Annotated in this window: 27 protein-coding genes; 15 read left to right on the top strand and 12 right to left on the bottom strand. The window is 44.1% G+C overall.

What is annotated here, in order from left to right:
- Nucleotides 1-15: 15 nt before the first annotated feature.
- Nucleotides 16-927: a LysR family transcriptional regulator gene (locus JQC93_RS10735; RefSeq protein WP_205158424.1), complete on the bottom strand. Its 912-nt coding sequence runs from the start codon at nucleotides 925-927 to the stop codon at nucleotides 16-18.
- A gap of 227 nt (nucleotides 928-1154) precedes the next feature.
- Here JQC93_RS10735 and JQC93_RS10740 point away from each other — a divergent pair, with 227 nt between their 5' ends.
- The 3 genes from JQC93_RS10740 (at nucleotide 1155) to JQC93_RS10750 (ending at nucleotide 3858) form a co-directional block, all read left to right on the top strand.
- Nucleotides 1155-1898, top strand: a complete 744-nt coding sequence (locus JQC93_RS10740) for a hypothetical protein (protein WP_205158425.1) — start codon at nucleotides 1155-1157, stop codon at nucleotides 1896-1898.
- 137 nt (nucleotides 1899-2035) lie between these two features.
- Nucleotides 2036-3292: a carbohydrate porin gene (locus JQC93_RS10745; protein ID WP_236009469.1), complete on the top strand. Its 1257-nt coding sequence runs from the start codon at nucleotides 2036-2038 to the stop codon at nucleotides 3290-3292.
- Nucleotides 3293-3366: 74 nt separating this feature from the next.
- On the top strand, nucleotides 3367-3858 hold the full coding sequence (locus JQC93_RS10750; RefSeq protein WP_205158426.1) for a DUF3299 domain-containing protein: 492 nt from the start codon (nucleotides 3367-3369) through the stop codon (nucleotides 3856-3858).
- An 89-nt stretch (nucleotides 3859-3947) separates the two neighbouring features.
- On the opposite strand, the gene JQC93_RS10755 is transcribed toward JQC93_RS10750, so the two are convergent.
- Complete coding sequence (locus JQC93_RS10755; RefSeq protein ID WP_205158427.1) at nucleotides 3948-4340, bottom strand: nuclear transport factor 2 family protein; 393 nt, start codon at nucleotides 4338-4340, stop codon at nucleotides 3948-3950.
- Nucleotides 4341-4648: 308 nt separating this feature from the next.
- Between JQC93_RS10755 and JQC93_RS10760 the strand changes: the two genes are divergently transcribed.
- From JQC93_RS10760 to JQC93_RS10770, 3 genes are all read left to right on the top strand, one after another.
- Nucleotides 4649-5143 (top strand): hypothetical protein, encoded by a 495-nt coding sequence (locus JQC93_RS10760; protein ID WP_205158428.1) that lies wholly within the window; start codon nucleotides 4649-4651, stop codon nucleotides 5141-5143.
- A 124-nt stretch (nucleotides 5144-5267) separates the two neighbouring features.
- Nucleotides 5268-6185, top strand: coding sequence for a helix-turn-helix domain-containing protein (locus JQC93_RS10765; protein ID WP_236009470.1), 918 nt, complete (start codon nucleotides 5268-5270; stop codon nucleotides 6183-6185).
- A 19-nt stretch (nucleotides 6186-6204) separates the two neighbouring features.
- Nucleotides 6205-6888: an NAD-dependent epimerase/dehydratase family protein gene (locus JQC93_RS10770; RefSeq protein WP_205158429.1), complete on the top strand. Its 684-nt coding sequence runs from the start codon at nucleotides 6205-6207 to the stop codon at nucleotides 6886-6888.
- A gap of 64 nt (nucleotides 6889-6952) precedes the next feature.
- Here JQC93_RS10770 and JQC93_RS10775 read toward each other — a convergent pair whose 3' ends face one another.
- From JQC93_RS10775 to pspF, 6 genes are all read right to left on the bottom strand, one after another.
- Nucleotides 6953-7735 (bottom strand): peptide ABC transporter ATP-binding protein, encoded by a 783-nt coding sequence (locus JQC93_RS10775; RefSeq protein ID WP_205158430.1) that lies wholly within the window; start codon nucleotides 7733-7735, stop codon nucleotides 6953-6955.
- Nucleotides 7732-8727, bottom strand: coding sequence for a peptide ABC transporter ATP-binding protein (locus JQC93_RS10780; protein ID WP_205158431.1), 996 nt, complete (start codon nucleotides 8725-8727; stop codon nucleotides 7732-7734). Before JQC93_RS10780 ends, JQC93_RS10775 begins: the two co-directional genes overlap by 4 nt.
- Nucleotides 8727-9614: an ABC transporter permease subunit gene (locus JQC93_RS10785; protein WP_205158432.1), complete on the bottom strand. Its 888-nt coding sequence runs from the start codon at nucleotides 9612-9614 to the stop codon at nucleotides 8727-8729. Before JQC93_RS10785 ends, JQC93_RS10780 begins: the two co-directional genes overlap by 1 nt.
- Entirely contained in the window at nucleotides 9601-10563 is a 963-nt protein-coding gene (locus JQC93_RS10790) for an ABC transporter permease (RefSeq protein WP_205158433.1), read from the bottom strand. The genes JQC93_RS10785 and JQC93_RS10790 overlap by 14 nt, the downstream gene beginning before the upstream one ends.
- Nucleotides 10563-12191 (bottom strand): ABC transporter substrate-binding protein, encoded by a 1629-nt coding sequence (locus JQC93_RS10795; protein ID WP_205158434.1) that lies wholly within the window; start codon nucleotides 12189-12191, stop codon nucleotides 10563-10565. Before JQC93_RS10795 ends, JQC93_RS10790 begins: the two co-directional genes overlap by 1 nt.
- A gap of 129 nt (nucleotides 12192-12320) precedes the next feature.
- Nucleotides 12321-13331: a phage shock protein operon transcriptional activator gene (pspF, locus tag JQC93_RS10800; RefSeq protein WP_205158435.1), complete on the bottom strand. Its 1011-nt coding sequence runs from the start codon at nucleotides 13329-13331 to the stop codon at nucleotides 12321-12323.
- Nucleotides 13332-13522: 191 nt separating this feature from the next.
- On the opposite strand from pspF, the gene pspA reads away from it, so the two are divergent.
- The 7 genes from pspA (at nucleotide 13523) to JQC93_RS10835 (ending at nucleotide 20817) form a co-directional block, all read left to right on the top strand.
- Nucleotides 13523-14188, top strand: a complete 666-nt coding sequence (gene pspA, locus JQC93_RS10805; RefSeq protein WP_205158436.1) for a phage shock protein PspA — start codon at nucleotides 13523-13525, stop codon at nucleotides 14186-14188.
- A gap of 14 nt (nucleotides 14189-14202) precedes the next feature.
- Nucleotides 14203-14433: an envelope stress response membrane protein PspB gene (pspB, locus tag JQC93_RS10810; RefSeq protein WP_205158437.1), complete on the top strand. Its 231-nt coding sequence runs from the start codon at nucleotides 14203-14205 to the stop codon at nucleotides 14431-14433.
- Nucleotides 14430-14816, top strand: a complete 387-nt coding sequence (gene pspC, locus JQC93_RS10815) for an envelope stress response membrane protein PspC (RefSeq protein ID WP_205158438.1) — start codon at nucleotides 14430-14432, stop codon at nucleotides 14814-14816. The genes pspB and pspC overlap by 4 nt, the downstream gene beginning before the upstream one ends.
- A gap of 131 nt (nucleotides 14817-14947) precedes the next feature.
- On the top strand, nucleotides 14948-15985 hold the full coding sequence (locus JQC93_RS10820; protein WP_205158439.1) for an efflux RND transporter periplasmic adaptor subunit: 1038 nt from the start codon (nucleotides 14948-14950) through the stop codon (nucleotides 15983-15985).
- Nucleotides 15982-17097 (top strand): efflux RND transporter periplasmic adaptor subunit, encoded by a 1116-nt coding sequence (locus JQC93_RS10825; RefSeq protein ID WP_236009472.1) that lies wholly within the window; start codon nucleotides 15982-15984, stop codon nucleotides 17095-17097. Before JQC93_RS10820 ends, JQC93_RS10825 begins: the two co-directional genes overlap by 4 nt.
- Complete coding sequence (locus tag JQC93_RS10830) at nucleotides 17090-20197, top strand: efflux RND transporter permease subunit (RefSeq protein ID WP_205158440.1); 3108 nt, start codon at nucleotides 17090-17092, stop codon at nucleotides 20195-20197. The genes JQC93_RS10825 and JQC93_RS10830 overlap by 8 nt, the downstream gene beginning before the upstream one ends.
- A complete protein-coding gene (locus tag JQC93_RS10835) occupies nucleotides 20197-20817 on the top strand; it encodes a DNA-3-methyladenine glycosylase I (protein WP_236009474.1) in 621 nt (206 codons plus the stop codon). The genes JQC93_RS10830 and JQC93_RS10835 overlap by 1 nt, the downstream gene beginning before the upstream one ends.
- A 363-nt stretch (nucleotides 20818-21180) precedes the next feature.
- Here JQC93_RS10835 and trpS read toward each other — a convergent pair whose 3' ends face one another.
- Together trpS and JQC93_RS10845 are read right to left on the bottom strand one after the other, a co-directional pair.
- On the bottom strand, nucleotides 21181-22203 hold the full coding sequence (gene trpS / locus JQC93_RS10840; protein WP_205158441.1) for a tryptophan--tRNA ligase: 1023 nt from the start codon (nucleotides 22201-22203) through the stop codon (nucleotides 21181-21183).
- A gap of 323 nt (nucleotides 22204-22526) precedes the next feature.
- Nucleotides 22527-23123, bottom strand: a complete 597-nt coding sequence (locus JQC93_RS10845; RefSeq protein WP_205158442.1) for a tyrosine-type recombinase/integrase — start codon at nucleotides 23121-23123, stop codon at nucleotides 22527-22529.
- Nucleotides 23124-23393: 270 nt separating this feature from the next.
- Between JQC93_RS10845 and JQC93_RS20470 the strand changes: the two genes are divergently transcribed.
- On the top strand, nucleotides 23394-23615 hold the full coding sequence (locus tag JQC93_RS20470) for a hypothetical protein (protein WP_328834511.1): 222 nt from the start codon (nucleotides 23394-23396) through the stop codon (nucleotides 23613-23615).
- Between the two features lie 122 nt (nucleotides 23616-23737).
- On the opposite strand, the gene JQC93_RS10855 is transcribed toward JQC93_RS20470, so the two are convergent.
- Nucleotides 23738-24610, bottom strand: a complete 873-nt coding sequence (locus JQC93_RS10855) for a LysR family transcriptional regulator (RefSeq protein ID WP_205158443.1) — start codon at nucleotides 24608-24610, stop codon at nucleotides 23738-23740.
- 112 nt (nucleotides 24611-24722) lie between these two features.
- Between JQC93_RS10855 and JQC93_RS10860 the strand changes: the two genes are divergently transcribed.
- Complete coding sequence (locus JQC93_RS10860) at nucleotides 24723-25079, top strand: DoxX family protein (protein WP_205158444.1); 357 nt, start codon at nucleotides 24723-24725, stop codon at nucleotides 25077-25079.
- A 46-nt stretch (nucleotides 25080-25125) separates the two neighbouring features.
- On the opposite strand, the gene JQC93_RS20315 is transcribed toward JQC93_RS10860, so the two are convergent.
- Nucleotides 25126-25332: an EAL domain-containing protein gene (locus JQC93_RS20315; protein ID WP_205158445.1), complete on the bottom strand. Its 207-nt coding sequence runs from the start codon at nucleotides 25330-25332 to the stop codon at nucleotides 25126-25128.
- Nucleotides 25333-25611: the final 279 nt, after the last annotated feature.

The following is a 25611-nucleotide window of genomic DNA, read 5'->3' on the forward strand; positions in this document are numbered from 1 at the left end:
ACGATCTAAGGGTGCTTAGTTGTTTAGCTCTTCCAAGACATAGTCTATATAGTCTTGTAATGCATTGAGAATCGACGCTCTGATCTTTTCAAGTTGACTTGAGTGTGGACTCCAAAGTGAGATAGGAATTTCGAGACTTTTCTTCAGCTCACTCACCTCTAATTGAACCAAGTTTTGATTAATATGCTCTGATTTTATCACTGAGCGAGGCAAAAGTGCCCAACCGTGCCCTAGCTCAACAAGTCTAATAACAACGGATTGTTGATCAATTGCTTCATAATTGGCAGATAAGATCACCTTGTCCGACAGGCCTTCTTCCAATAAGGACTGCAAGACCAGTTGCTTAGTTCCTTTGAGCTTGTCCAGCATTTCATCAGGATGTGTGCGGGAAAGTTCGCTATTTCTGGCACCAAAAGGCACCAGTGATAAGGTTTCTAAATAAGTGGTGTGCAGGCTATTTATTGCGGTACTGTCATAAACATTCACGATGCCGAAATGGAACTCTCCTGATTCGATCCCCTTTTTAATCTTTTCTTTTCCGCATACAAATAGATTGACCCTGAGACTTGGGAAATCTTTTGCCAATTGCATCCTAAGGTCAGCAATAGCAATTTGAGGGACAAAACTACAGTAGCCAATGTTAATCGATTCTAAATCGCCAGATGCTAGGTTCATTGCCAATTTATCAAACGTTCTTAACTGCTCAACGGCTTGTTTTGCGTAGCGATACAACGAAGTCGCCTCTTGGGTGGGCTCTACAGAACGACCGACTTTATCAAATAGAGTTACCTGGAGTGTGTCTTCTAAATTCATAACCACTTGCCCAATAGTGCTCCTGTGCTTATTAAGTTTTACAGCGGCTTTGCTTAAGGACTTTTGCTCGTATACAGCAACAAAAGTGCTCAGCTGTTCAAGGCTAAAATTCATGATTTCTTCACTCCATTGATTTACGTGCTTACATTTACAGCAGCAAGCCAGTGTAACTTTACCATTCAACCAGGTGCGCCAATATATATAGTAGCTACTGTTCGCTTATCATCAATATAAGCAAAATCCTACCTTTGTCCAGTTTCGTCCTACAAACGTAAGTTAGCCGTTTTCTAAAGTCTTTGTACTATCTCCGCGTCAACTAATTAACTTTTTTGGAGCTTAAAATGACGCTAAACACCACATTCACTCTTACTGCACTAGCCGTACTATCACTTTCAAGTTTATCGGCGATGGCTGAAGAAGAACACGATCCATCTGATGTTGCCCGTGCAACAACGTCGTTCACTGTTGGGGCAACCAACAAAGGGGATGTAAAAGGCAGTCTGACCTATGGGTTTTCCGTAAATGATACGCAACAAGGGATGGTTGTTGCAGAAGCGGATATGAACAATGAAGGCAAATACAAAGATGCACGCGCACAGTATTTCCATGTATTCAACTTCGAAAATTCTCTCGTACCAAAAGTTGCGGCGTCTTTCGACCTTATTGACAATACATCTATGACAACTGCTGCTCTTGGTGCTGTTGTTGCAATTACACCAGCAGAAAAGTTCTCTATGTACCTTAGAGGAGGCGTTTTAGGTGGAGAATATAGTGATGCGTTGACTTCTCAATTTAATGTGTCGGACAACTCCACAGTCGGTGGTATGGCATCTGGTTACTTCACTCTTAAAACAGGTAATGATGGTACTTACGTCATGATAAACCCTGAGTATACATACGCAGGTGGTGATATTGAGACGAGCACTCTAAAGACCTCGCTACGTGTTGGTACTCCCATGAACGCTGCGAAAACTCACTGGGGTGAGTTTCGTGTAGAAAATACCTACGGCACGATAGAGTCAGCATCGATGACCCAAGACATTGACGACACTGTCGCTTGGTTTATGTACAAGTCATTCTTCTAAGCAATACCGTCTATTCACTTTGAGTTGCACATTATGCGAGCACAAAGTAGATCCAATTCTCGATATGGCACCTTAGTTATTCGTAGTAAATGCGTGTGCCCTGTTATTCAAATACGTAACCAATCAACGAGACTAAAATGAATTTTCGTCTATCAATTACCTCCTCACTAATTTTGTCCCTGTTAACAGTATCTGGCGCTACATTAGCCAGTGACAACGATAATAGCTTTGAAGAACAACCAGTGATGCGAGATGAACCCATTGAGTCGTCTCATTTTGACGCTTGGAATACGACCAAGGAGCAATGGCAAAAAGAATACGGGTTGCAACTTGGCATGGATTACAACATGTTGGGAATGGCCGCAACGGATGCGCTTGGCGACTCAGCAGCAGCATCAGGTGCACTGCGGGTGTATGGTCAATGGGATATGGTTCATACCGATTCTGGCTCTACCGGTGGGGTTGTATTCAAATTTGAACATCGACATAAATATACAGATACATCTCCTAAAGATTTTGGTTTAACAGAGTTAGGTTACCTTGGATTCGCTCATTCATTATATGGCGATCAAGGATTTAGAACCACACACCTCTTTTGGCGTCAATCGATGCTGGAAGAGCGTATGGTCGCTTATGCTGGGTTCTTAGATATGACGGACTATACCGATTTCTACGCCTTGGCAAGCCCGTGGAACGATTTTAATAATGCCGTTTTCACTACAGGTAGTGGCACGATAGGAGGACTTCCTGATGGCGCGCTAGGGGTTATGTTAGGTGGCTTTTTTACTGACCATGTTTATGGTTCAGCAAGTATTCTTGATGCGAAAGGCAATGCCTCAGACCTCACCCAAGGGGTCAAAGATCTGTTCGATACCGGTGCCACATGGAAAAGCTTGGAAATCGGTTATACACCTTCAAGCGATATGTTGTTCATTGATAATGCTCACGTATCTTTTTGGCAACGCGATGCAGTCGGGAGTGATAAAGAGGGGCATGGCGTGAGTGTCTCTGTTTCAGGACTGGTTAAAAACCAATGGCTTCCGTTTATTCGTGCTGGATGGGCTGAAGATGGCGGAGCAATGTACGACGCGTCGGTAAGCGCAGGTTTTGGCTTTATTCCTACAAATCGTTCAGAAGACATGCTGGGATTGGCGTTCAACTGGGCAAGCCCAATGGCAAGTACATTTGGTGGCATCGATTTTGACGACCAATACACCGCAGAATTGTACTATCGCTCTAAACTGACGCCATGGTTCCAGTTGTCACCAAGTATTCAGGTAATGAACCACACCGCCATTAACTTCGACTCCATTGATGCCGGTGATACTGCAAACGCATTGATAAAAGACAAAACAGACATTGTGTTTGGATTAAAAGCACAGTTTCTCTTTTAACCATTAATCAGTCAATTTCAGGCCTTTAATCTTGGGTCTGTAAATGTCCCAAGTGACACAAAAGGCCAATTTCGATGAAACATAAAATATTGCTATACCTCGCCATTATAAGTTCTGCGCTAGTGAACACTGCAAGTGCAGAATCTAGTCTTGCCATTGAGTGGTTAGATCTGATCCCTGAACAAGAGCGTGCTGCCTATCTGTCTAATGCAAGCATACAAATAAGCCATGTCGGCCCACAAGCGAAACAGAATGCAGCAGGTTCAATTCGAGAAGACTTAGACGGTGCAGACATTTCCATTGCAGGGTTTGTTATTCCACTTGAAGGAACAGAGTCAAATGTGACTGAATTTTTGTTGGTGCCTTTTTTTGGCGCTTGCATACATGTACCGCCACCACCGCCCAACCAGATAATATACGTAAAGTTTGATGAGGGAGCACCAGTGACAAAGCTTTGGGATGTAGTTTATGTCACTGGTGAATTGACGACAGAATCACAGGATACAGACTTAGCAACAACCGGCTACTTGTTGAGTGCCAAAAAGGTCGATGAATATCGAGAGTAGCTGTTGATCACCACTATTAGTATAAATGTTAGACTTGTGCCGAAAAACTGAAGCAATAAAGCCGCTGATAGGCGGTTTTAATTGGAATCTTAACCAAAGAAAACCTCATTGGCGTGCATTGAGTCCATGTACTCTTTCCAGGTATGCACTTTGCCATCTTTAATTTCCATTAAAATATGGAAATGGTTGTTATAGGTTTTTCCGCTAACATGCTGACCTAGTGATTCTGCTTCTACCGCAACTCGATCGCCCTCTGCGGTCATGGCTTTGGCTGTGAGGCTTAAGCCTTCGGGAAACTCTTCTCGAGTTCGTTGCCCTGCAACGATGACAAATTCCTTGGTATGGGTACCCGATATTGGCATCGAACCTGCTACCCAGACAACGGCATTTGTATCAAAGGCTTCGTTTACAATTTCCCAATTGTCATTGCTGATTGCGTCGATGACGTTGGCCGCAAGTTTTTTGTTTTGTTCTAGGGTCATATTCATTCTCTTGTGTGTTGTTGAGTGAGAAATGTTATCGAAATGGCTCCGCATTACTTATACATTTCCAAAATACGCTAGGTTATTTGACAGTAATTTCTTAAGGCGTTGATTTTACGTATGAAGAGCACATTATTAGGTGTGGACGCAGGTGCCTGTTTATAAGATGAAAAGAGGCACTTACAACACGACCCCTCCGTGTACAAAGGTTTTTCAGCTTCAAGAGGCGTCTCCAATATATTGGTGTATTACTCTCACCTTAATATTTGGGAAATCGATAAGTATTCATTGAGAGTGGTTTGTAAACTATGCTCATTCTCCACAAAGTGAGCGACATTGTGACTCAATCTAAAACTTACTCATTTGAAATTAATCACCTTTACAATGGTATCGACGCAGAGCGTTTTTGGACGTTTCTACTCGATCTAGACTGGTATACTCAATCAGACATCATGAAAGGTGAAATGCTGCTGGTTGAAAAGGGGCAAAAGCACCCACAAGGGTTGGGAGCCATTCGGCGGTTGACAATCGACACGATTGAATTGACTGAGAAGATCGTTGGTTTTAGACCGCATGAATATTTCAGCTATCAAGTCCAGCCCGGTGGTAAAGGTATGCCAGTCCACAACTACACGGGTGAGTTTTACTTAATCCCACATAAAGACGGCATGATGTTTCGCTATGTGGGCAGTTACCAGCAAAAGTATTTTGGAACAGGGGCGCTATTGAAGTGGCTGTTTCGTTCCAGAATAAAAACGATGCTGCCAATATGGGAAAAGGGCTACCATACTTATTATCAATAGTTCGCGGATGCGGTTACTCAAATAGGCTCAATGAGTAGAAAAGTAGAGTGCAAAGCATAGACGGCGCAGTGTGCTCTTGTGTATTTCGAATGGTTCGATAGAGTCTCAAACAGAGCGATTAGCGATGAATAAATCAACTCACATTAAATCTATATCTGAACTCCACACTTTTTTGGAGCTTGCTAGACCCGCCCATCCTCTTATTTCAGTCATTCCAATGGATGCGTTAAAAAATAAAGCGGAGTCTAATAGTAGCTATACGTTTGATCTGTACCAGATATCGTTTAAAAAGGGACTTAGCTGTGACATGCAATATGGCCGCAGTACCTACGACTTTGACGATGGCTCTGTTATTTTTCTAGCACCAGGACAGACGGCCACAGTCACCAATATAGAAAGCTCGGAAGACGCCTCTGGTTGGACTCTTGTATTTCATGCTGACCTTTTAAAGCACACGGCGCTGTCAAACAAGATGGAGCAATACAGCTTTTTTGAGTACGACAGCAATGAGTCACTGCATTTATCGGAAAAAGAAATCGCCATTGTGGCGGACTTTGTGGACAAAATTCTGTACGAGACCTCACTCAATATGGATCGTCATACTCAAGCTTTGTTGTGCTCACATTTGGAGCTGATGTTAGGGTACTGTACTCGATTTTATGACAGACAGTTTTACGTCCGAAGCGACTTAAACAAGAAATATGTGACTCGATTTGAAGCATTGTTAAATGGGTATTATCAGAGCGAGAAGCCCCTTGAGTTAGGTGTGCCCACGGTTCAGTATTGTGGTAAAGAGTTGGGACTGTCCCCCTATTATTTGAGTGACTTACTCAAGCGGGAGACAGGCAAAACCGCTCTTGAAATTATCCATCTATTTTTGGTGGAGAAAGCCAAAAAGATGATGGCAGAAGAACGTTTAAGCATCACTCAAATATCGTGCGATTTGGGTTTTGAATACCCTCAACATTTCTCAAAGCTATTTAAAGCGAAGGCAGGAATGTCACCACGCGAATTTAAATCATCATCACAAACAAAGCATTAGTGCGGGCGAGACTAGAACGATGAGAGTTATCATAACTGGAGCCACTGGTATGGTGGGGCGAAGTGTTTTAAATCAGTGTATTGAGAGTGAACATGTTGCACAGATTACGGTGATCACAAGAAAAACACTGGGCGTTACCCACCCGAAAGTAAAAGAGCTTATCCACCAGGATTTCGCCGACTTTTCTTCATTGGAAAAAGAGCTTCACAACTATGACGCTTGTTTTCATTGTATGGGAGTCTCTTCGTTTGGAATGAGTGAGCAAGACTACACGCGACTCACCTATGACATCACATTGGCACTCGCCTCTACTTTAGTGTCAGCATCTCCGCATATGACCATGACTTATGTGAGCGGTACAGGTGCAGACAGCACTGAAAACGGCTCTAGTATGTGGGCCAGAGTTAAAGGAAAGACCGAGAATATGCTGCTTAAAATAGGTTTTAAGGACGCGTATATGTTTAGGCTTGGCGCGTTGCTGCCTCAGCATGGTGTGAAAAGCAAAACCACGCTATATAACTTACTGTACTTGGCTTTGCGCCCCGTTTATCCACTGTTGCCAAAGCTGATGGCGGCAACCACCAGTGAACAATTAGGAAATGCGATGATCCACGCAGTGCTTTCGCCGCAGCCTCAAAAGATATTGGAGAATAACGATATTAATCGTTTAGCGAGCGATGGGAGCCAGCAGCACTCATCGTGATTACGTTTTGCTAGATTCTTATCTGTCTGCTGTACAATACTTGTTGAGTCAAAAGGTCGTTGCTTTAGCAACGACCTTTTTGCATAAAGTGGCTGTCGACCAACTTTTGAGTGACGGAGTGCTTTGGATTATCGATGATGTCTAACGTGTTTCCTGCTTCTACAACGCCACCATTGTCCATCACCAGTATTTTATCGGTGATGTGTTTTATCATCCCAATATGTTGGGACACATAGATGAAGGACACGCCCATTTCTTCTTGCAATTCGAGCAACAAGTTAACAATTTGCGAGCGCATCGCCATGTCGAGGCCAATAAGCGCTTGGTCTGCGATTATGACCGAAGGTTGTAAGATCAGCGCTCGCGCAATACAAACACGCTGTTTTTGACCTGTTGCGAGCATTTGCGGGTAGAAGTGTGCGTGCTCGGGTAGCAATCCGACGCGTTTCAACGTTTGAGCCACGCGCATTTCACGCGCTTCTTTTGGCATTGCAGTATTTCGCTTTAATGGACCCTCGAGAATTCGGCCAATCTGGATCCGCGGATTAAGCGACGTATTTGGATCTTGAAAGATCACTCGGATAAGTTTGCACCGCGTTGAGTAATCTTTGTGCTCTAACTCTTCACCGTTAACCAATATTTGGCCGCTGCTTGGCTCAATGGCTCCAGCAATCATTTTGGCTAGTGTGGATTTACCCGAGCCGTTTTGTCCTATCAAACCGATCGTTTCACCCGCTTCTAAGCTAAATGTGATCGGTTTAACCGCTTGTTTTTCTTTCTTGCCAAACAACCCAGTGCGAGTAGTGAAGGTTTTAGAAAGGTCTTTAACTTCTAATAATGCGCTCATGCAGGCACCTTCGTGTTGAGTGGGAAATGGCAAGAGTATTTGTGGCCTTTCACTTTTTTAGACAGCGGTGCTTCGACACACTCTTTACGAGCATAAGGACAACGTGGCCCAAGCCGGCAACCAATAGGTAAATGCTGTAATGGCGGTATTGAGCCGGGTAGGGAAGAGAGCCTTTGTTTATGTTGATCTGAACTTGCGAAATCTGGCATCGCTTTTATTAACGCCGCGGTATACGGATGCTTAGGGCCATCAAGCACTTTTCTTGTCGCGCCAGATTCTACCGACTGTCCGCAATACATCACTGTTAGCCTATCTGACCATTGAGCAATGGTTGATAGATCGTGACCGATCAGCAAAATAGTGGTGCGTTGCAGCTGATTCATGCGGCTTAGCAGTCTTAATATTTGAGCCTGGGTAACAGAATCTAAGTCGTTGGTGGGTTCATCGGCGATCAACAACTTAGGACCAGCGGCAATCGCCATAGCAATCATGACTTTTTGGCACTCACCATCGGTAAGCTCGTACGGATATGACTGCATGACACGCTTGTGCTCTTTAATACCAACTTTGTGTAGCAGCGCATGCGACAACTTGCCGCGCCACGCGAATCGCTTCCACCACGGGCCTTGATAGGCCGACTTTGGTATCGATTCCGCCAGCTGCTCACCCACTTTTTCACTGGGATCGAGACAGGTAGATGGTTCTTGAAAAATCATGCCGATTTCTTTGGCAATCAGTTTGCGGCGCTCTTTTTTACTCAGTTGGAGTAAGTCGATGTCGCCATACCGCATTCGGTCTGCGGTGACCGTCCAGGTGTCCTTGGTCAGCCCAACGATCGCTTTAGCAATAAGGCTTTTTCCCGATCCTGACTCTCCTACCAAACCGCGGATCTCACCTTCATTGATGGTGAGACTCATCCGCTCGACTGCGCGAACTTTTCCTTGCGGAGTGTCGATAACGATAGAGCAGTGCCTGATATCAATTAGTGGCATTATTCTACCCCCGAATTTAACGCATCTCGCGCCGCTTCACCGACGATAGAAAGTGCAATAACCGTACTCATTATTGCAAGCCCTGGCAAAATAACGGTCCATGAGGCAATGAACACCAGCTCTACGGAGTTACCGATGATGGTGCCCCATTCTGGCGTTGCACCTTGTGCGCCTAAGCCTAAAAACCCTAATGCAGTCATGTCGATGATGGCAATGGTCAAGGCTGTAAAAAATTCCGCGATAACAACAGGCAAAATGTTTGGCAGAATCGAGTTCCAAAACAGGTAATAGTCATTTGCGCCATCAAGACGTGAGGCGATAACGTAGTCTTTTTCAATTTCTTGGTGGATCGCATTGTAGGTAGAACGTATGAAGCGAGGCATTAACGCCACAGAAATAGCGAACAACGCGGTATATACATCACTTCCCCAAAACGCCACAAATATGATGGCCAACAGCAACGATGGGATTGACATGACGGTATCGAGAAGGTGATTGAGCGTACTGGAGATTAAGCCTTTAGTCATCCCTGCAAGCGAACCGATGGTACAGCCAATTATGGCGGCTATAACGGTAATGGCAAAGGTACTGGCAAAGGTGATTTGTCCGCCAACCATAAGACGAGACAATATGTCTCTTCCTAGATCATCGGTACCGAGGAAGTATTCGATACTGCCATCAACATCCCACGAAGGAGGCTGAAGGAGATGCGATGTTTGTTGATAAGGGTCGTGTGGGGTAAGCCAAGGAGAAATTAGCGTGATAAGCACGATAATGAGCAGGCTCCAAAGCCCAAACATACCCAAACCATTAGCACGAAAGCTCTTAATAAATCGCTCTCGTTGTGTGGGGATGTGGTCTTCTTGGTATACGCTATCGGTTAACATACCATTCCTTTCTCGCTAGGGGGTTGATTAGCGTGCCGATGAGATCCGATAATATCTGAGTAAACAAAACAAAGCTGGCGACAACCAATACACCGGCTTGAATCGAGACATAATCTCGCATAGCGAGTGCATCCAGTAACCACCGGCCAATACCGGGCCAACTAAAAATTGATTCGGTGATAATGGCGAAGGTCAGCATGCTCGCTAATTGTACGCCGAGCATCGGGATAATGGGTGGAAAAGCATTTCTTAATACATGTTTAACGATGATTTGGTAGCTGCTCAAACCGCGTATTTTTGCCACGCGGATAAAGTTTTCACTCATCACTTGGGCAACCGAAGAACGCATCAAGCGCACAAGTTGCGTCGCGGGTGGAATTGCCAGCACGCTACAAGGCAATACTAAGTGAAGTAACACGCTCTGTAATGCGTCCCCTTTATGGGGGGATGGGGAAATCAACGTGTCTACAATGGCAAACCCAGTAACGGTTTCAATATCAAACAGTGGGTTATAACGTCCAGACACTGGCAGCAACTCCCATTGCAGTGACAGCAATAACATCAGCAGTAGCGCAATCCAATACAGCGGCGCAGCATAAGCGGCAGTGGCGACAAAGGAGATAAACTTGTCCAGCGGTTTTCCTCGTCGCACACCGGATAAGGTTCCTAAAGGAATGCCAATAATGAGCGCCAATAAAAAGGCTAATAAGCACAGCTCTAAAGTGGCAGCAAATACCACGAAAATTTCATCACTGATTGGCCGTCCAGAGGCATTGAGTCCAAAGTTGAGGTTAGTCACTTCGCTCAAATAGGTTCGCCAGCCTTCCCAAAAGTCGAGAATGGACCAGGTTGAAGTTGGATCCAGACGCAGAATGCTGTAACTCACCACCGATATAATCAGTAAGGTGATCACAAATAGGTTAATTCTGCGCAGGGTATAGATTAACATTAGTACTCCCTGTACACGTTCTCGAACGACTCAGTATTAAACGGGCTCACCCGCAGTCCTTCGATTGAGTAGTGTTTTGCTTGGAATTGTACTCCGTGTGCCAAAGGAATCAATGGAACTTCATCATTTACAATGACTTGAGCTTGATAATAGAGGTTTTTTCTATATCTAGACTCGGTTGTCTCCTTTGCTAGGTCCAAAAGGAAGTCAAAATCGGGGTTACACCAGGTGGATACATTTAGTCCGGCACTATTGGCGTCACAAGATAAAAGCGGACGGAAGAAATTATCCGGGTCCGGTGTGTCGGCATTCCAACTGCTGAGTACCATATCGTATTGCTGGGAACTGTGGCGATGATTACGCTGCACTCTATCTTCGAACACCACGGACAAATTAACCCCAACATCCGCAAAGTCCGATTGCACTAATTCCGCGACTTTGCGCGGGCTTGGATGGTAGCTGAGTTCAGACGCTGGCACCCATAATGTGAGATTAAGTGGTTGTCCATTTAGGTGTTCTGCAAGCAGTGCACTTGCGTAGTTAGGATCAAAACGCACCGCAATTGTATCTCTGTTGCTGGCCCATGAGCCACTAGGTAGCAAGGAATACGCCGCTTCACCATTATCAAAATAGACGGTATCGATAATATTTTCGCGGTTAATGGCAAGGCTTAACGCTTTGCGAATATCTGGGTGGTTGAGTTTTGGGTTTGAGGTTTGCAGTGCAATGAAAGAGATGTTCATCGCTGGCACTTTTACTAACTCCAACTCTGTGTGTTCACGAATAACCGGAACTTGGCTCATAATCGGAGAGTACAGAACATCACATTGATTGCTCAGCAGCTTTGATAAACTGCCAGTCCCGCGGGAGGAAACATCAAAGACGACTTGCTGCATTTTTGCAGGAGACTTCCAGTAATTCTCGTTTCGAGTCAGCCTAATATAGTCGTGATGTTTAAATTCTTTAAGCTTAAACGAGCCGGTGCCGACTGGGTGTGTATCGATGATATGTTTCTCGTCGAGCGCGGCTAGCTGGTTGGCGTACTCTGCTGAGTGAATGACAGGGTATACAGTCGATAGATTGCTCAAAAAGGTGTTATCTGCTTTGCTCAGTTTGAACAGCACTTTGTGGTCTGACAATGCGATCACATCGTCGAGGGTGTTTGAAAAATTGATCGCGGCAAACCATGGGTAGCTGGCACTATTAACATAGTGATACGGATGTTGCGAATCGATGATGCGCTTAAAGCTAAAAACGACATCTTGAGCATTCATTGTCCGAGTTGGTGTAAACCATGGAGTGTGATGAAAGTGTACATCGCGTCTGAGTTCAAACGTGTATTCGCGCCCGTCTTCAGACACCGTCCAACTTTGAGCCAAATGAGGTGAGGGCTCCATAGTTTTACTGTCAAATTGAAGCAAGGCATCAAACAGCTGCGGGCTTAGCGCTTCTGTCGCTATATCGTTATCGACAAGCTGAGGATTAAAAAAACGAGGGCTTCCTTGTCCACAGTAAATGAAGCCTTCCTGTCTTACTCGCTCAACCTGAGAGTTATCTGTGCAACCCATTAAAAAAGCAACTGCGATTAACAGTAACCCGATAGGTTGCCAGCGGAGGTTTGACGTCATACAAAATCCAATTGTTGTGGTGCTAGAGCGTCCGATAGCTGACACTTTAGCATTAAGCCGATCTAGAGCCTAGTTTACTGCACATTACCTGACTTGATGTCAATTGTGTGGAGGCTGGCTGTCCTTTACCTATAGCTTGTATTTTCGCATCATGCCACGAAACTGGTGGTAACTGAGGCCTAATAGTTCAGCCGCTGCTTTTTGATTGTGCTTGGCATGCTCTAATGTTTGCGTCAGTAGAGCGATATCGTTGTTTTCACTCCACTGCTTGTATTCTATGGGCAAGGAAATATCTGCCGATACAATCGAATTCTTTGAAGGTTCAGCGTCATCTATTGCGTACTCATTAACGGAGACCGCATTGTTATCTATAGATTGCTGGAAGGGGTCAAAAATAAGCTCACCGATGGGAGTGTTGGGAGCTGGGTTTTGATAGACCGCGCGCTCAACCACGTTTTTTAGCTCTCGTATATTTCCCGGCCAAGGATAAGCAACCAATGCGGCTAGGGCGTTGTCGGTAAAACCGCCAAATAGGGGCAGTCCTAACTCACGGCACATGCCCATTGCAAAGTGTTTTGCGAGTAACGGTATATCTTCCGGTCGCTGCGATAATGCGGGTACATGTATTACATCGAAGGCGAGGCGATCGAGAAGATCGGCTCTAAAATCACCTTGCGCTGCCAATTGAGGTAAGTTTTCGTTGGTGGCGCAGACAAGACGCACATCGGCTTTTAAGGTTTTGCTGCCCCCTACGCGTTCAAACTCACCGTACTCTATAACGCGAAGAAGTTTCTCTTGAACCACGATGGGCGCAGTAGCCAACTCGTCCAAAAAGAAGGTGCCGCCTTCCGCTCGTTCAAATCGGCCTTCATGTTTTCCCCTAGAGCCGGTAAAAGAGCCTGACTCGTGTCCAAAGAGTTCGGAGTCAATGAGGTTTTCACTCAGTGCGGCGCAGTTAAGAGCAACAAACGGTTGATCCCAACGTGAAGATAAAAAGTGCAGTCTTTGAGCAATGAGTTCTTTACCCGAGCCGCGGGGACCTATAATCAGTACCGGTCGTTGAATGGCTGCGACTTTCGAGACTTTTTCGAGCATTTCGAGAAATAGGGCTGACTCACCGATAATATTACGGTTTTGCATGAGACTCTCACTTGGTTAAATTCACCACATATGTGTTATTTTTGTCATGCTTTGAGTTGATGTGCAAGTGACTTATTATTAAAGTATTGATTTTATTGGCTAATATTTTTGGCATCAATATTGAATAGTAATTAGCAACAAGGGGAAACCCTAGATAACATAAACGCTAATAAATGGTATGAGAGGTCGTTATGGGCATTTTTTCAAGATTCGCAGACATTGTAAATTCAAACATCAGTGCACTTTTAGATAAGGCAGAAGATCCGAGCAAAATGATCCGCTTGATAATCCAAGAGATGGAAGACACCTTGGTAGAGGTGCGTACAAACCTTGCAAAAGCGATTGCCGATAAAAAAGAGTTGGCTCGTCGTGTTGGAAAAATAGAAAGCCAAGTTGAAGATTGGCAGACAAAAGCGAGTTTAGCGCTGAGCAAATCCCGTGAAGATTTAGCCCGCGCTGCACTGATCGAAAAACAAAAACTGCAGAAAGTGGTGGCGGAGCTGCACACAGAGCAAACCTTGGTTGAAGAAACAATTGATAAACTGGGGCAAGAAGTCAAAAAACTGGAAGCGAAAATTTTAGAGACACGTGCTCGTCAGCAAACCTTAACCATGCGTCAAACTGTTGCGGGTAATCGCAAGCAAGTGCAGGAGCAGTTGCACGCAGGCAGAACGGCAGAAGCCATGGCCAAATTTGACCAGTTTGAGAAGAAAATTGACCGATTGGAAGCCGATGCAGACAGTTATGCAGTGTCTGAGTCTCCATCGCTTGATGCTCAATTTGCAGATTTGCAGGCAGAGGAAGAGATTGAGCAAGAGCTCAACAAACTTAAACAGTCGATGCAGGATAAATCTTAATTCAAGGAGGCGCTATGACCGCTGCACTAATTACCACACCTCTGGTTATCTTTCTGATTTTTGTAGCACCGCTTTGGCTGGTGCTGCACTACCGAAGCATTAAGAGAACCAATAAAGGACTGAGTCAAGAAGATAGGGACCGACTGGAAGCGCTATCTGAGCGCGCAGCGGCAATGTCCGATCGCGTGAGAACACTCGAAAAAATATTGGACGACGAATCACCAGGCTGGAGAGAAAAACGATGAGAAAACAACTGTATCGCGATCCTGCTAATGGCAAACTTACCGGCGTGTGTGCCGGTATCGCCAACTACTTCGAAGTTGAGTATTGGGTGGTTCGTATCCTCGTGGTATCGGCAACCCTGCTAGGGGGAGGATTTTTAATCATCCTTGCTTACGCAGCGTTTACCTTTTTACTTGATAAACAGGATGTAAGAGACGTTCACACTTATCAGCAAAAAGCGAAGCACAGTGTAAAAGCGAAACCATGGTCAGCCGGTGAATCTGCTCATAGTGTTTTGGATCATGTCGAAGACGATATTTACCAGGTCGAAAAGCGCATTCGCGAGATGGAAGCGCATGTAACCTCGGAGTCGTTTAAAGTAAATCGAGCATTTAAGCAGCTGTAAGAGTTTCTTAAGAGTGACCGTTTCTATCAATTTTGGTTAAAAAACGGTTATGTTTGGTTCCCTTTCCTAGTAAAAGCGTTTTTTTGTTGTATTCTGAAAGTATGTGTAAATATTTGGATACATAAGAAAAAATGCAGATTCGAAGTATGATATTGCTGGCTTCTGCCAGCATTCTGCTTGTTGGTTGCAACAAAGCAGAGCCTTGGCCAGAAGAGCCAAGTTCAAGACCTGTTAAAGTAATGACCGTCATCGTTGGCGAACAAAGCTTTACTCGCCAATTCCCTGCAACGGTTGAGGCGGGCGATAAAGCATCAATGTCATTTCGTGTATCCGGACGCATTGAAGATATTGCTGTGCGCTCTGGTGAAGCCGTTGAGCAAGGTCAAGTCATTGCAACTTTAATGAGTGATGAAGCGTCACTCATTAAGGCGCAGAGCTTAGCAATGTTTCAGCTTGCTGAAGTGCAATTTGAGCGTGCCGAAGCGCTCATTAAAGATAATGTCATTTCTGCGCAAAGCTACGATGATTCTGTTGGTATGTATAAAGCGGCTCAAGCTCGCTACGATCAGTCGGTAACCAATTACGAATACACGCAAATGGTCGCTCCCTTTGACGGCAACATTTCTCTGGTCTTTGCAGAAGACCATCAGTGGGTCAATGCAAATGAGCCTGTACTCAATGTTCAGTCGCGAGAATTACTAAAGATTGAGTTCCAACTCCCCGATTATTTACTGTTCAGTTTTCAGGCTAATCCTCCAAAACTGGCTCAAGTGCGCTTTGACTCACAGCCAGACAGCAGTTACCCCGTTACATTCCTCGAGCTAGATACTCAGTCAGACCTGTCAACTGGCAGTTATAAAGTGACAATGGCAATGCAGCGCCCTGAAGGCAGCAGTATTTTCCCAGGTATGTCTGGACAAATTGAAGTCGAAATCCCTCAAGGTACGCCTAACTCATTGCCTGCTACATCGCTGTTTGATTGCGATGGTAAGCAGTGTGTCTGGCGTCTCAATGAAAACGGCTCTATTGAACAAGTTGCAGTCACATTAACGGAAAGCGGCGAGGTGGAATCGGGACTTGCTGATGGCGACCAAATCGTAGTGACAGGTGTTGATTCACTTTCCAGTGATTTGAAAGTGCGCGAATGGGTTAAGGAGCAGGGAATATGATGAACACTAAAAAAACTACCCTGAGTCTGTTGGTCGCAACTGCAGTCATGTTAAGCGGATGCAGTAAACCAGGTATCGAAGGCGAGGTTGATACCCCTAACGTCGCAGTCATGCAGATAAATGCAGATGAAAACACCACGTCCAACTATTTTCCTGCTATCGCACTTGCCGCTGACTTGACCGCCATGAGCTTTCGAATCAATGGCGAGATAATGGAGCTAAACGCGAAAGACGGCCAAACCGTGAAGAAGGGCGATTTGCTTGCCAAGCTTGATGAAAGAGATTACTTGATTGAAGTTGAGAACGCCCAAGCGTCTTATGAAGTGATTGATAGCCAATTTACGCGTTCAAAACCATTGGTCGAAAAAGAGCTTCTTGCTCAATCACAATTTGATGAAATCAGAGCAAAACGAGCAATCGCAAAAGCGGATTTGGATCTTGCTAAGCTAAGGCTTTCATTTACAGAGTTAGTCGCGCCATTTGATGGAATCATTTCCCGTTTGGATGTTGATAACTTCCAAACGGTAGCACCAGGTGAGTTTCTGTTCAACTTGCATAAAGTTGATCAAGTAGAGGTGTTGGTTCAAATACCCGATCAATTGGTGATCTCCAACATGAATCCGAAATCTCAGGTCAATGCACAAGTACGTACTAGTACCGGAAACGAATATGAAGCTTCCTTAAAAGAGTATACCAGTGAGCCAGACCCAACCACTGGAACCTATACGGTAACACTCACTATGCCAATGCCCGAAGATGAAATAATTCTGGATGGTATGGCGCTAGATGTGACAAATAACGCGTCGGCGAGTGACTTCAGTATGGATGGCATTGTATTGCTTCCGGTTGAAGCAGTGGTTAACCCAGATGGACAATCGTTGACTGTTGGTGGCAGTCACGTGTGGGTTTTAAACGAAGACAATACGGTAACTAAACAGCAAGTTACCTTAGGTGACTTGCACTTGAGCGAAATACAAATAACCGACGGCGTTAACGCGAGCGATACCGTAGTCATTGCAGGTAACGCACAGTTACGTGATGGAATGACAGTTAACCCGGTTGAGGCTACGACCACTTTGCATATTGAAGATGAGGTGGTAAGTGATGAGTGATCAGATGACCAACAACGAACAAAACGATAGCAACACCCGCGGCGTCGCGGCTTATTTCATCAATAATCGTGTCATCAGTTGGATGCTCACTCTGATCTTTTTGGTGGGCGGCACAATGGCATTTTTTGACTTGGGACGTTTGGAAGATCCTGCGTTTACCATCAAAGATGCAATGATTGTCACTCAGTACCCTGGTGCGACACCGGTTCAGGTCGAAGAGGAAGTGACGTATCCGATAGAGAAAGAGATCCAACAATTGGCGTATGTCGATGAGGTGAACTCAATCTCTACGCGTGGGCTTTCGCAAATCACAGTGACCATGAAAAACAACTATGGCCCTGATGATCTACCCCAGATTTGGGATGAGCTGCGTCGAAAAGTTAACGATCTTAAAGTTCAGCTACCTCCAGGTGTGGGAGAGCCATCAGTCATTGATGATTTTGGCGATGTGTATGGCGTTCTGATGGCCGTTACTGGTGATGGATACTCATACAAAGAACTGCTCGATTACGTAGACTATTTACGACGCGATTTAGAGCTGGTTACGGGCGTAAGTAAAGTCGCAGTATCGGGCGTACAGCAAGAGCAAGTATTTATTGAACTCTCTGTTGCGCGCATGACCAGTTTAGGATTGTCTCCTCAAACAATTTACAATCTACTTTCGACGCAAAACTTGGTGTCTGATGCAGGCGCAATTCGCGTTGGAACAGAGTATTTAAGAATACACCCAACCGGTGAATTTACAGACGTTGAACAATTAGGTGATTTGATCTTAACGGATGGCGGCGCGCAAGGTCTTATTTATTTGCGTGACGTGGCGGATGTTAAGCAAGGTTACATAGAAGTCCCAACCAACATATTGAACTTTAACGGCAAGCTGGCGCTGAACATGGGTATTTCCTTTGCCCCTGGGGTCAATGTGGTTGAAGTGGGTAAGCGCGTTGATCGACGCCTTGCAGAGCTGAAGTATCAGCAGCCTGTTGGCCTAGATATTTCAGAAATTTATTCACAACCTAAAGAAGTTGATAAATCGGTTAGTGGCTTCGTTATCAGCTTAGGACAAGCGGTAGCGATCGTTATTATTGTGCTGCTGTTCTTTATGGGTGTGCGAGCCGGTTTGCTCATCGGGCTTATCTTATTGCTGACGGTATTGGGTACCTTTGTATTCATGTCCTACTTTGCCATTGATCTACAGCGGATTTCACTGGGGGCTCTGGTTATTGCGCTGGGGATGCTGGTGGACAATGCCATTGTGGTGGTCGAAGGGATAATAATAGGGACCAAAAAGGGCAAGTCGAGGCTGCAGGCTGCAACAGAAATTGTAAACCAAACCAAGTGGCCTTTACTGGGTGCGACCGTTATTGCCATTACGGCATTTGCCCCAATAGGCTTGTCGGAAGACTCCACCGGTGAATACTGTGCGACATTATTTAGCGTACTACTCATTTCACTTATGCTGAGTTGGTTTACTGCAATATCGATAACCCCATTTTTGGCAGATATTTTCTTTAAGGGCCAAAAGCCACCAAAAGAAGGAGAAGGCGGCGAAACCTACGACGGTTTTGTGTTTGTTGTGTACACCAAATTCCTGACATTTTGTATGAATCGTGCCTGGGGAACCGTTATTGTGTTAGTGGTCGCATTGGGTGCGAGCGTGTATGGATTTGGCTTTATTAAACAGGCTTTCTTCCCAGCGTCAACAACACCCATGTTTATGGTCGATGTTTGGATGCCAGAGGGTACCGATATTCGAGCCACTAACGCCAAGTTGAAAACCATTGAAGGATGGTTGAACGAGCAAGATGGCGTAGAACATATAACCAGCTCTACGGGTAAAGGTCTTGAGCGTTTCATGCTTACCTACACCCCAGAAAAAAGCTATGCATCTTACGGTGAGATCACCACTCGCGTGACCGATTACGCGATTATGCATGACCTAATGGCGGATTTAACCGAGCACCTTAAAGCCGATCATTCAGAAGTGAACTTTAAGCTCAAACAGATCGAGTTAGGCCCTGGTGGCGGCGCTAAAGTGGAAGCACGTATTGTCGGCTCAGATCCTGAAGTGATGAGAACCTTAGCCGCAGAAGTGATGGACGTGATCAAAAGCGATCCGGGTGCGACGGCAGTAAGACACGACTGGCGTGAAAGAACCAAAGTCATTGAGCCTGTGTTCAATGAGAGCCAAGCACGCCGATATGGTATTACCAAATCCGATGTTGACGACTTACTCGCGGTGTCATTCTCTGGCAAAACCATTGGTATTTACCGCGATGGCACAACGTTAATGCCGATAGTGACAAGGTTAACCGAGGAAGAGCGTGTCGATATTCAAAGTATTGAACGCGCTAAAATTTGGAGCCCAGCGCTCAATGAGTATATTCCTTTGCAACAAGTTACCCTTGGATACAACGTTATTTGGGAAGACCCAATCATTGTGCGCAAAAACAGAAAACGTATGCTGACTGTCTTTGCTGACCCTGATTTATTGAGTGAAGATACGGCGGCAGAGCTGCAAAAACGCATTCAAACCAAAGTGGAAGCCATAGAATTCCCAACAGGATATACCTTGGAGTGGGGTGGAGAGTATGAGTCGTCTCGTGATGCACAAGCGTCGCTATTTAGCTCGATGCCAATGGGTTATCTGTTCATGTTCTTGATCACCGTGTTCTTGTTTAATTCTGTGAAGCTACCATTGATTGTTTGGTTGACCGTACCACTCGCGTTAATTGGTGTAACCAGCGGACTCTTGCTCCTCAATACTCCATTTGGCTTTATGGCGTTGCTGGGTTTCTTAAGCTTAAGCGGTATGCTGCTCAAAAATGGTATTGTACTGATTGATCAGATACAGCTCGAGATGAGCACTGGTAAAGACCCGTACAAAGCGGTTGTTGACGCAGCGTTAAGCCGTGTTCGTCCAGTGTGTATGGCAGCAATTACGACCATTCTTGGTATGATCCCGCTGTTACCGGATATCTTCTTCAAACCGATGGCAGTAACCATCATGTTTGGATTGGGCTTTGCTACTGTACTTACCCTCATTGTGGTGCCAGTACTGTACAAAATGTTCTATAAAATACCGACGCCGAGTACCAAGTAATGAGTGAGGATAGCAAAGCTATTGGTCGTTGTAAGTGGGTCGACGTATCCAAGCCGGATTACGTCGCCTACCACGACAACGAGTGGGGTGTTCCAGTCTACGACGATAGGGTGTTTTTTGAGTTTATCACTCTAGAGGGCGCCCAAGCTGGATTGAACTGGTACACCATACTTAAGCGCAGACAAGGCTATAGGGACGCTTTCGCCGATTTTGATGTGCACAAAGTGGCTAACTTCGATCAAGATAAAATTGATGCATTGCTGCTAGACGAGGGTATTATTCGACATCGGCTAAAGGTGGCTTCAACAGTCACCAATGCACAGGCGTTTATCGCCATTCAGCAAGAGTTTGGTTCATTCAGTCAATATGTGTGGGCTTTTGTGGGGAATGAGCCAGTCATCAATAGGCTCAAGCCTGGAGAGTATCCACCGGCGACCACAGAACTGTCGGATGCGCTATCTAAGGATCTGAAAAAACGAGGTTTTAAGTTTGTTGGAAGCACTATTATTTATGCGTTTATGCAAGCGTGTGGCTTAGTGGTTGATCACAATAGTGATTGTCATTGCTGCGGCGCATTAGTTAAGCAAGGCGATAAATTTATTGCATCGTACAAAGAGTAGAATCTTAGGTTAATGCGCGCTGTTTGATGCAGTGTTGACTAATAGAAAAAGCTCACAGCATTTGTAAACGGCAGTGAGCTTTTTTGATCCCGCAACAGATAGCCAATTAGGCTTGTCCCAAAATGCGTCATGTTGACACGCCGAATGACGATGACAGTGAAAAGCCTTTAAGGGTTTTCATTTCTACTATTAGAGTCGCGAAAGCGTATGATCAGTTTCTAACAAGTTTTTGGACAAAAGTGAGTTACCGACACTAATTATTTCTACTAAATTCGCATAATTTAAAGTATCTCGAATAAAGAAAACAGCTTCGATAGGTTTAGCCAATGTTCTTCTCGAAGCTGGCAGTTGAAAGCAAGTTATTCAGAGAGTATTGAGTCCAAAGATTTCTTTAACATCAAAGAGTACTTTTTCTGTTTTATCTCTAGATACTTGGCTTCCTTCCACTAAAATATCAACTAATTGAGCCTTATCATTTAAAAACTCTACTCTTCTCTCTCTTATTGGTCGGAGCATGTCCTGCAAACACTCTTCGAGTACTTTTTTCGTTGTACCGTCACCAAGACCCCCACGTTGATAGTGCTCTTTTAGTTGACTGATATAGTCCTCATCTGAATGAAAAGCATCGAGATAGGTAAACACAACATTTCCTTTGATATTGCCGGGATCTTCGACCCTTAGGTGATTAGGGTCGGTATACATCGATTTTACCGCTGCGGAGATCTCTTTTTCGGTAGCCCCAAGATTAATGGCGTTGCCCATCGACTTAGACATCTTATTTTTCCCATCTGTACTAGGTAAACGTGATGCACTACTTAATAAAGGTCTACATTCATTCAAAACAACACACCCTGCTAGTGAATTAACCTTTCTCACTATCTCATTAGTTTGCTCAATCATTGGTAACTGATCATCTCCAACAGGAACTAATGATGCTTTAAAGCCTGTTATATCTGCCGCTTGAGATATTGGATATGTTAAAAAACCAGCAGGAATCGAACGTTTAAATCCTTTGTTTTGAATCTCATTTTTGACAGTTGGATTTCGCTCTAACCGACTGATGGTTACAAGATTGCTGTAATACATAGTTAACTCAGCAAGGGCGGGTAGTTGTGATTGAAGGCAAACTGTGGTTTTAGAAGGGTTGATACCTACGGCTAGATAATCTGCAACGACATTTAGAATGTTGGATGATACTTTTTTCGGATTATGAGCATTATCAGTAAGACCTTGCATATCAGCAACAAGAATAGTTTGCTCATGAATTGCCTGTAAAGCTACACGCTGCTTTAAAGAACCGACATAATGACCTAGATGCAATGGGCCTGTAGCTCTATCGCCTGTCAAAATAACTTCTGGTTTATCAGTATCTTGCTTTGTGTTCATGGGTATATCTCCTAGTTAAAACAGATCGCTACTGGAGATACAAAAGAAATTACAGTCTTAGCTACCTTCCAGCAGCTTAAGAATGTAAGAATTCCGTGCCGCTCTAATTAGAGCGCCACCATAAGAAAAATAATGTAGGTGTTGAAATGTATTTCATTTAGACAATCTAGCAACAATTCTTTTGAAACTCAACACTCTCAAGGTCGTTTACCAATAGAGAAACTTATGCAAAAAAACAGCCTTTGGAGAAGGTAATCGATACACACTAGGCAATAATGGGGCAAAGGCTATTCAGGCGAAAAGCCTGTAACAGATCCTATCTCTCAGCAGTCTGTTTTCTCAGACAACCTCAGAGCGTCTTCTAGCTCAGCGCCTAGGTATCGAATTGTGTTATCAAGCTTCGAGTGTCTAAGTAATATCTGTACGGCCCTGATGTTTTTCGTTCTGGCATAGATTAAAGTGGCTTTGGTGCGACGCATGGAGTGAGTACCGTAATAGTCAGCATTCAATCCAAGCTTTACAGCCCAGCTCCTTATAATTGAACGATAGAATGAGTAGCTGATAGGTTGCCCAAAGCGTCTGCTACTCGGAAATAGAAAACTGCTTGCCTCTAGGGATGCTGCAAAGATCCATCGGCTAATACTTTGCTGTGTTTTTGGTGTAATCTCATAGTGGACATCAGTGCCCGTTTTTTGCTGGACGCACTGAACCCTGTTATAGATAACTCCTTGCGAAGAAACATCGTAAACGTGCAGCTTTAGCAAATCACTCGCTCTTAACTTGCTATCTATAGCTAGGTTCAGTAGCGCGAGCTGCATCAAATCGTTTTCAATCTCAAGCCTAGTTCTGATCCACCAGATCTCTTCAAGCTTAAATGGTCTTTTTATTCCACTGCATTTTCCAGAAGATAGCCTTCTCATGATGACCTCCTCTCAGTATTTTTGGTCAACATGAAGTTTGGCAGTCACATTTAGTAAGGCTCAGAAAAACCTGAAAAGTTGGTGGACAAAATCTTGTCAGTTACATTGATAAATTAGAATATAACGGATTAGCTGGGGTATGGGAAAATCTATATCATTTGTAGTTTTATTGGCTCTGGTAAACGACTTATGCCAAAAAACTAGAGCATGAAAAAGACGCCTTTCGCTTTTCAATGGATGAGGGGATGACCTCGCTATATGGGGGGACACATGGAAAGGGAGGTCTTTGATGCACTGCTTCAAATACTTCAAGAGCTATTTAAAATCTGGGCTATAAGGCTGGTGGAACTTGGAGTACCAGAAACCTTTGATCACGGCTTTGGGTACAAAAAAGAGCGAGTAGCTATGAAGGGATGGGCATATCATAATGGCATCGATTATGAACTGTACTACTTAGATTTCTTATTTGAAGAGTGCTGCGCGAGCATTTAAACGCGATGAAAACTTAGAAGGTAAATCATACGAAATGACACAAGAGATGTTCGACATGTTTTGGTTATGGTTTGAAGTGCCTTCTAGTGATGAGTTGTAATCAAAGCTAAGGCAAGATGACTTCATCCCTGAACAACATAGCTATCTATTTTTTTGATTAGAAAGTCCCAAAATGCTTTGATCCGTGCAGTATTTCGTAAATCTTTGTTCGCTAGTATCCATAAAGAGGAGTTGTATTTTTTATCTAATCGAAATAGCTCAACGAGATTGTGGGAATCATCGGTCGGAAGTAAAGCTATTCCTTGGTCGTTAAGGGCTGCATTTAAAGCCGTAGAAATTGAGTTGCAGTAGATAGACTTAGGGTTGTGTTTAAACTGATTTTTATACCATTGTATTGCTAGGTTATCCATTTGAACAAAGTCGATTGCGTAGAGGTGTTTCATCTGTGAAAGTGGCATGGAAGCTTCGATACCATTGGCGTCTAAAAATAATTGTGATGCGTAAACACTTAAGGTGACATCTCGCATTTTTCGAGCAATAAGAGCTTGTGGAGCGCCATGGCTTGCTCGAATGGCGATGTCGGCTTCGCGATGCTCTATATCTAGCAACTGACTTGCTTCAAGGATTTCAAACTGAACATCAGGGTAATCCTCTCTAAATTCTTTTATCCATTGTGGCAGGGTGATAGCCGCCATGGTTGAAGGCGCGGTGATTCGAATTAGCCCTTGCACCTTTTGGTGCTTCAAATCACTCTCGATCAGTATGCAATCTGCTAGTGACTCTATACGTTTTGCATTTTCTAAAACGGACTGTCCTGTTTCTGTCAGTTGATAGCCTTTGCGACTCACAATGAATAATTGAGCAGATAGCTTTTTTTCAAGCTGCTGAATGCGCCTCCATACTGTTGTCGAGTTAACATTTAAGTGTGAAGAAGCAGCTTTTAATGTGCCGTATTCAGCAATGGCAATGACATATTTGAGATCATTCCAATCCATGACGCTTTCCTTTGTTGCAAATTTGCAATGCAATATTGCTTTAACGCCTATTTCGTTGCAATAAGTAAGTGATTAAACTCTTTATAACTTTTAAAGAAATAGGATTTAGATCATGAAAAAACTCAATATTACCTTTTATTTCGTTTCGATTTTATTTGCATTAGCCATGGCCGCTTCAGGTGTGGCAAAACTGACAGAGCAAGAAGCCTTGGTTCAATCAACACAAGAGATGGGGTACCCGTTATATTTATTAACTATTTTAGGGGCCGCCTATTTAATTGGTGCGGGTGCTATTCTCCAGCCTAAGTATGAAACACTTAGACAGTGGGGTTATGCTGGCTTTACGATTGCACTAATTGGTGCCGCAGCCTCACATATATTAGCGGGACAAGCTTTTGGTACAGCAGTTCCTGCATTAGTTTTATTATTACTATTGGCAACAGCAGTTGTATTGAATCACAAACGATAGCAGGGTTAACTTTTTACTTTGCATTGGTCAAGTAATCATTGCTGAATTATGCGGCCAAATTTTCTCTGTTAGGATTCGGTTTCCTAAGTAGTTTTTGAATGCCATCTTCATTGATGGCGTGACACTCATCTACATACGATTTGTCGATTTTTAAAGTATCGCCGGGCAGTCGTTTCAGATAGTTTAATGATGAATAGTCTGTACCAAAATCATCAATGGAAATTGCAATTCCAAGAGATTTAAGTCTTTCCATAACGACAAATAAGCCATTCTCATACTTTACAGTTAGACAAACCTAATGAACTGTACAAACAGTCAGCTCATAAGGCTGACATAGTTATTCCTACGCATTAGTAAAATTAACTTTGATTGGTAATTTTAAAATGTTTAGAGTAATTGGGCTAAACGGTTTAATGAGATGGTACGTCCCTCTTCACAGCTAAACTTAACCTATGTTTAGCGCTCAAAGGAAGGTGTCCCATGTCAACAGCTCATATCATTGGTATTGACCTAGGTAAAAATACATTCCACA

The organism is Vibrio ulleungensis, assembly GCF_016900875.1.
Taxonomy (GTDB): Bacteria; Pseudomonadota; Gammaproteobacteria; order Enterobacterales; family Vibrionaceae; genus Vibrio; species Vibrio ulleungensis.

What these genes read in the sequence shown, in the direction of transcription:
- JQC93_RS10785 (WP_205158432.1), bottom strand. Translation starts at nt 9,614, where the DNA reads ATGTTAACCGATAGCGTATACCAAGAAGACCACATCCCCACACAACGA.
- pspC (WP_205158438.1), top strand. Translation starts at nt 14,430, where the DNA reads ATGAGAAAACAACTGTATCGCGATCCTGCTAATGGCAAACTTACCGGC.
- pspF (WP_205158435.1), bottom strand. Translation starts at nt 13,331, where the DNA reads ATGCAAAACCGTAATATTATCGGTGAGTCAGCCCTATTTCTCGAAATG.
- JQC93_RS10755 (WP_205158427.1), bottom strand. Translation starts at nt 4,340, where the DNA reads ATGACCCTAGAACAAAACAAAAAACTTGCGGCCAACGTCATCGACGCA.
- JQC93_RS10765 (WP_236009470.1), top strand. Translation starts at nt 5,268, where the DNA reads ATGAATAAATCAACTCACATTAAATCTATATCTGAACTCCACACTTTT.
- JQC93_RS10780 (WP_205158431.1), bottom strand. Translation starts at nt 8,727, where the DNA reads ATGCCACTAATTGATATCAGGCACTGCTCTATCGTTATCGACACTCCG.
- JQC93_RS10835 (WP_236009474.1), top strand. Translation starts at nt 20,197, where the DNA reads ATGAGTGAGGATAGCAAAGCTATTGGTCGTTGTAAGTGGGTCGACGTA.
- JQC93_RS20315 (WP_205158445.1), bottom strand. Translation starts at nt 25,332, where the DNA reads ATGGAAAGACTTAAATCTCTTGGAATTGCAATTTCCATTGATGATTTT.
- JQC93_RS10830 (WP_205158440.1), top strand. Translation starts at nt 17,090, where the DNA reads ATGAGTGATCAGATGACCAACAACGAACAAAACGATAGCAACACCCGC.
- JQC93_RS10770 (WP_205158429.1), top strand. Translation starts at nt 6,205, where the DNA reads ATGAGAGTTATCATAACTGGAGCCACTGGTATGGTGGGGCGAAGTGTT.
- JQC93_RS10845 (WP_205158442.1), bottom strand. Translation starts at nt 23,123, where the DNA reads ATGAGAAGGCTATCTTCTGGAAAATGCAGTGGAATAAAAAGACCATTT.
- JQC93_RS10750 (WP_205158426.1), top strand. Translation starts at nt 3,367, where the DNA reads ATGAAACATAAAATATTGCTATACCTCGCCATTATAAGTTCTGCGCTA.
- JQC93_RS10795 (WP_205158434.1), bottom strand. Translation starts at nt 12,191, where the DNA reads ATGACGTCAAACCTCCGCTGGCAACCTATCGGGTTACTGTTAATCGCA.
- JQC93_RS10860 (WP_205158444.1), top strand. Translation starts at nt 24,723, where the DNA reads ATGAAAAAACTCAATATTACCTTTTATTTCGTTTCGATTTTATTTGCA.
- JQC93_RS10790 (WP_205158433.1), bottom strand. Translation starts at nt 10,563, where the DNA reads ATGTTAATCTATACCCTGCGCAGAATTAACCTATTTGTGATCACCTTA.
- JQC93_RS10740 (WP_205158425.1), top strand. Translation starts at nt 1,155, where the DNA reads ATGACGCTAAACACCACATTCACTCTTACTGCACTAGCCGTACTATCA.
- trpS (WP_205158441.1), bottom strand. Translation starts at nt 22,203, where the DNA reads ATGAACACAAAGCAAGATACTGATAAACCAGAAGTTATTTTGACAGGC.
- JQC93_RS10855 (WP_205158443.1), bottom strand. Translation starts at nt 24,610, where the DNA reads ATGGATTGGAATGATCTCAAATATGTCATTGCCATTGCTGAATACGGC.
- JQC93_RS10775 (WP_205158430.1), bottom strand. Translation starts at nt 7,735, where the DNA reads ATGAGCGCATTATTAGAAGTTAAAGACCTTTCTAAAACCTTCACTACT.
- JQC93_RS10735 (WP_205158424.1), bottom strand. Translation starts at nt 927, where the DNA reads ATGAATTTTAGCCTTGAACAGCTGAGCACTTTTGTTGCTGTATACGAG.
- JQC93_RS10820 (WP_205158439.1), top strand. Translation starts at nt 14,948, where the DNA reads ATGCAGATTCGAAGTATGATATTGCTGGCTTCTGCCAGCATTCTGCTT.
- pspB (WP_205158437.1), top strand. Translation starts at nt 14,203, where the DNA reads ATGACCGCTGCACTAATTACCACACCTCTGGTTATCTTTCTGATTTTT.
- JQC93_RS10825 (WP_236009472.1), top strand. Translation starts at nt 15,982, where the DNA reads ATGATGAACACTAAAAAAACTACCCTGAGTCTGTTGGTCGCAACTGCA.
- JQC93_RS10745 (WP_236009469.1), top strand. Translation starts at nt 2,036, where the DNA reads ATGAATTTTCGTCTATCAATTACCTCCTCACTAATTTTGTCCCTGTTA.
- JQC93_RS20470 (WP_328834511.1), top strand. Translation starts at nt 23,394, where the DNA reads ATGGAAAGGGAGGTCTTTGATGCACTGCTTCAAATACTTCAAGAGCTA.
- JQC93_RS10760 (WP_205158428.1), top strand. Translation starts at nt 4,649, where the DNA reads ATGCTCATTCTCCACAAAGTGAGCGACATTGTGACTCAATCTAAAACT.
- pspA (WP_205158436.1), top strand. Translation starts at nt 13,523, where the DNA reads ATGGGCATTTTTTCAAGATTCGCAGACATTGTAAATTCAAACATCAGT.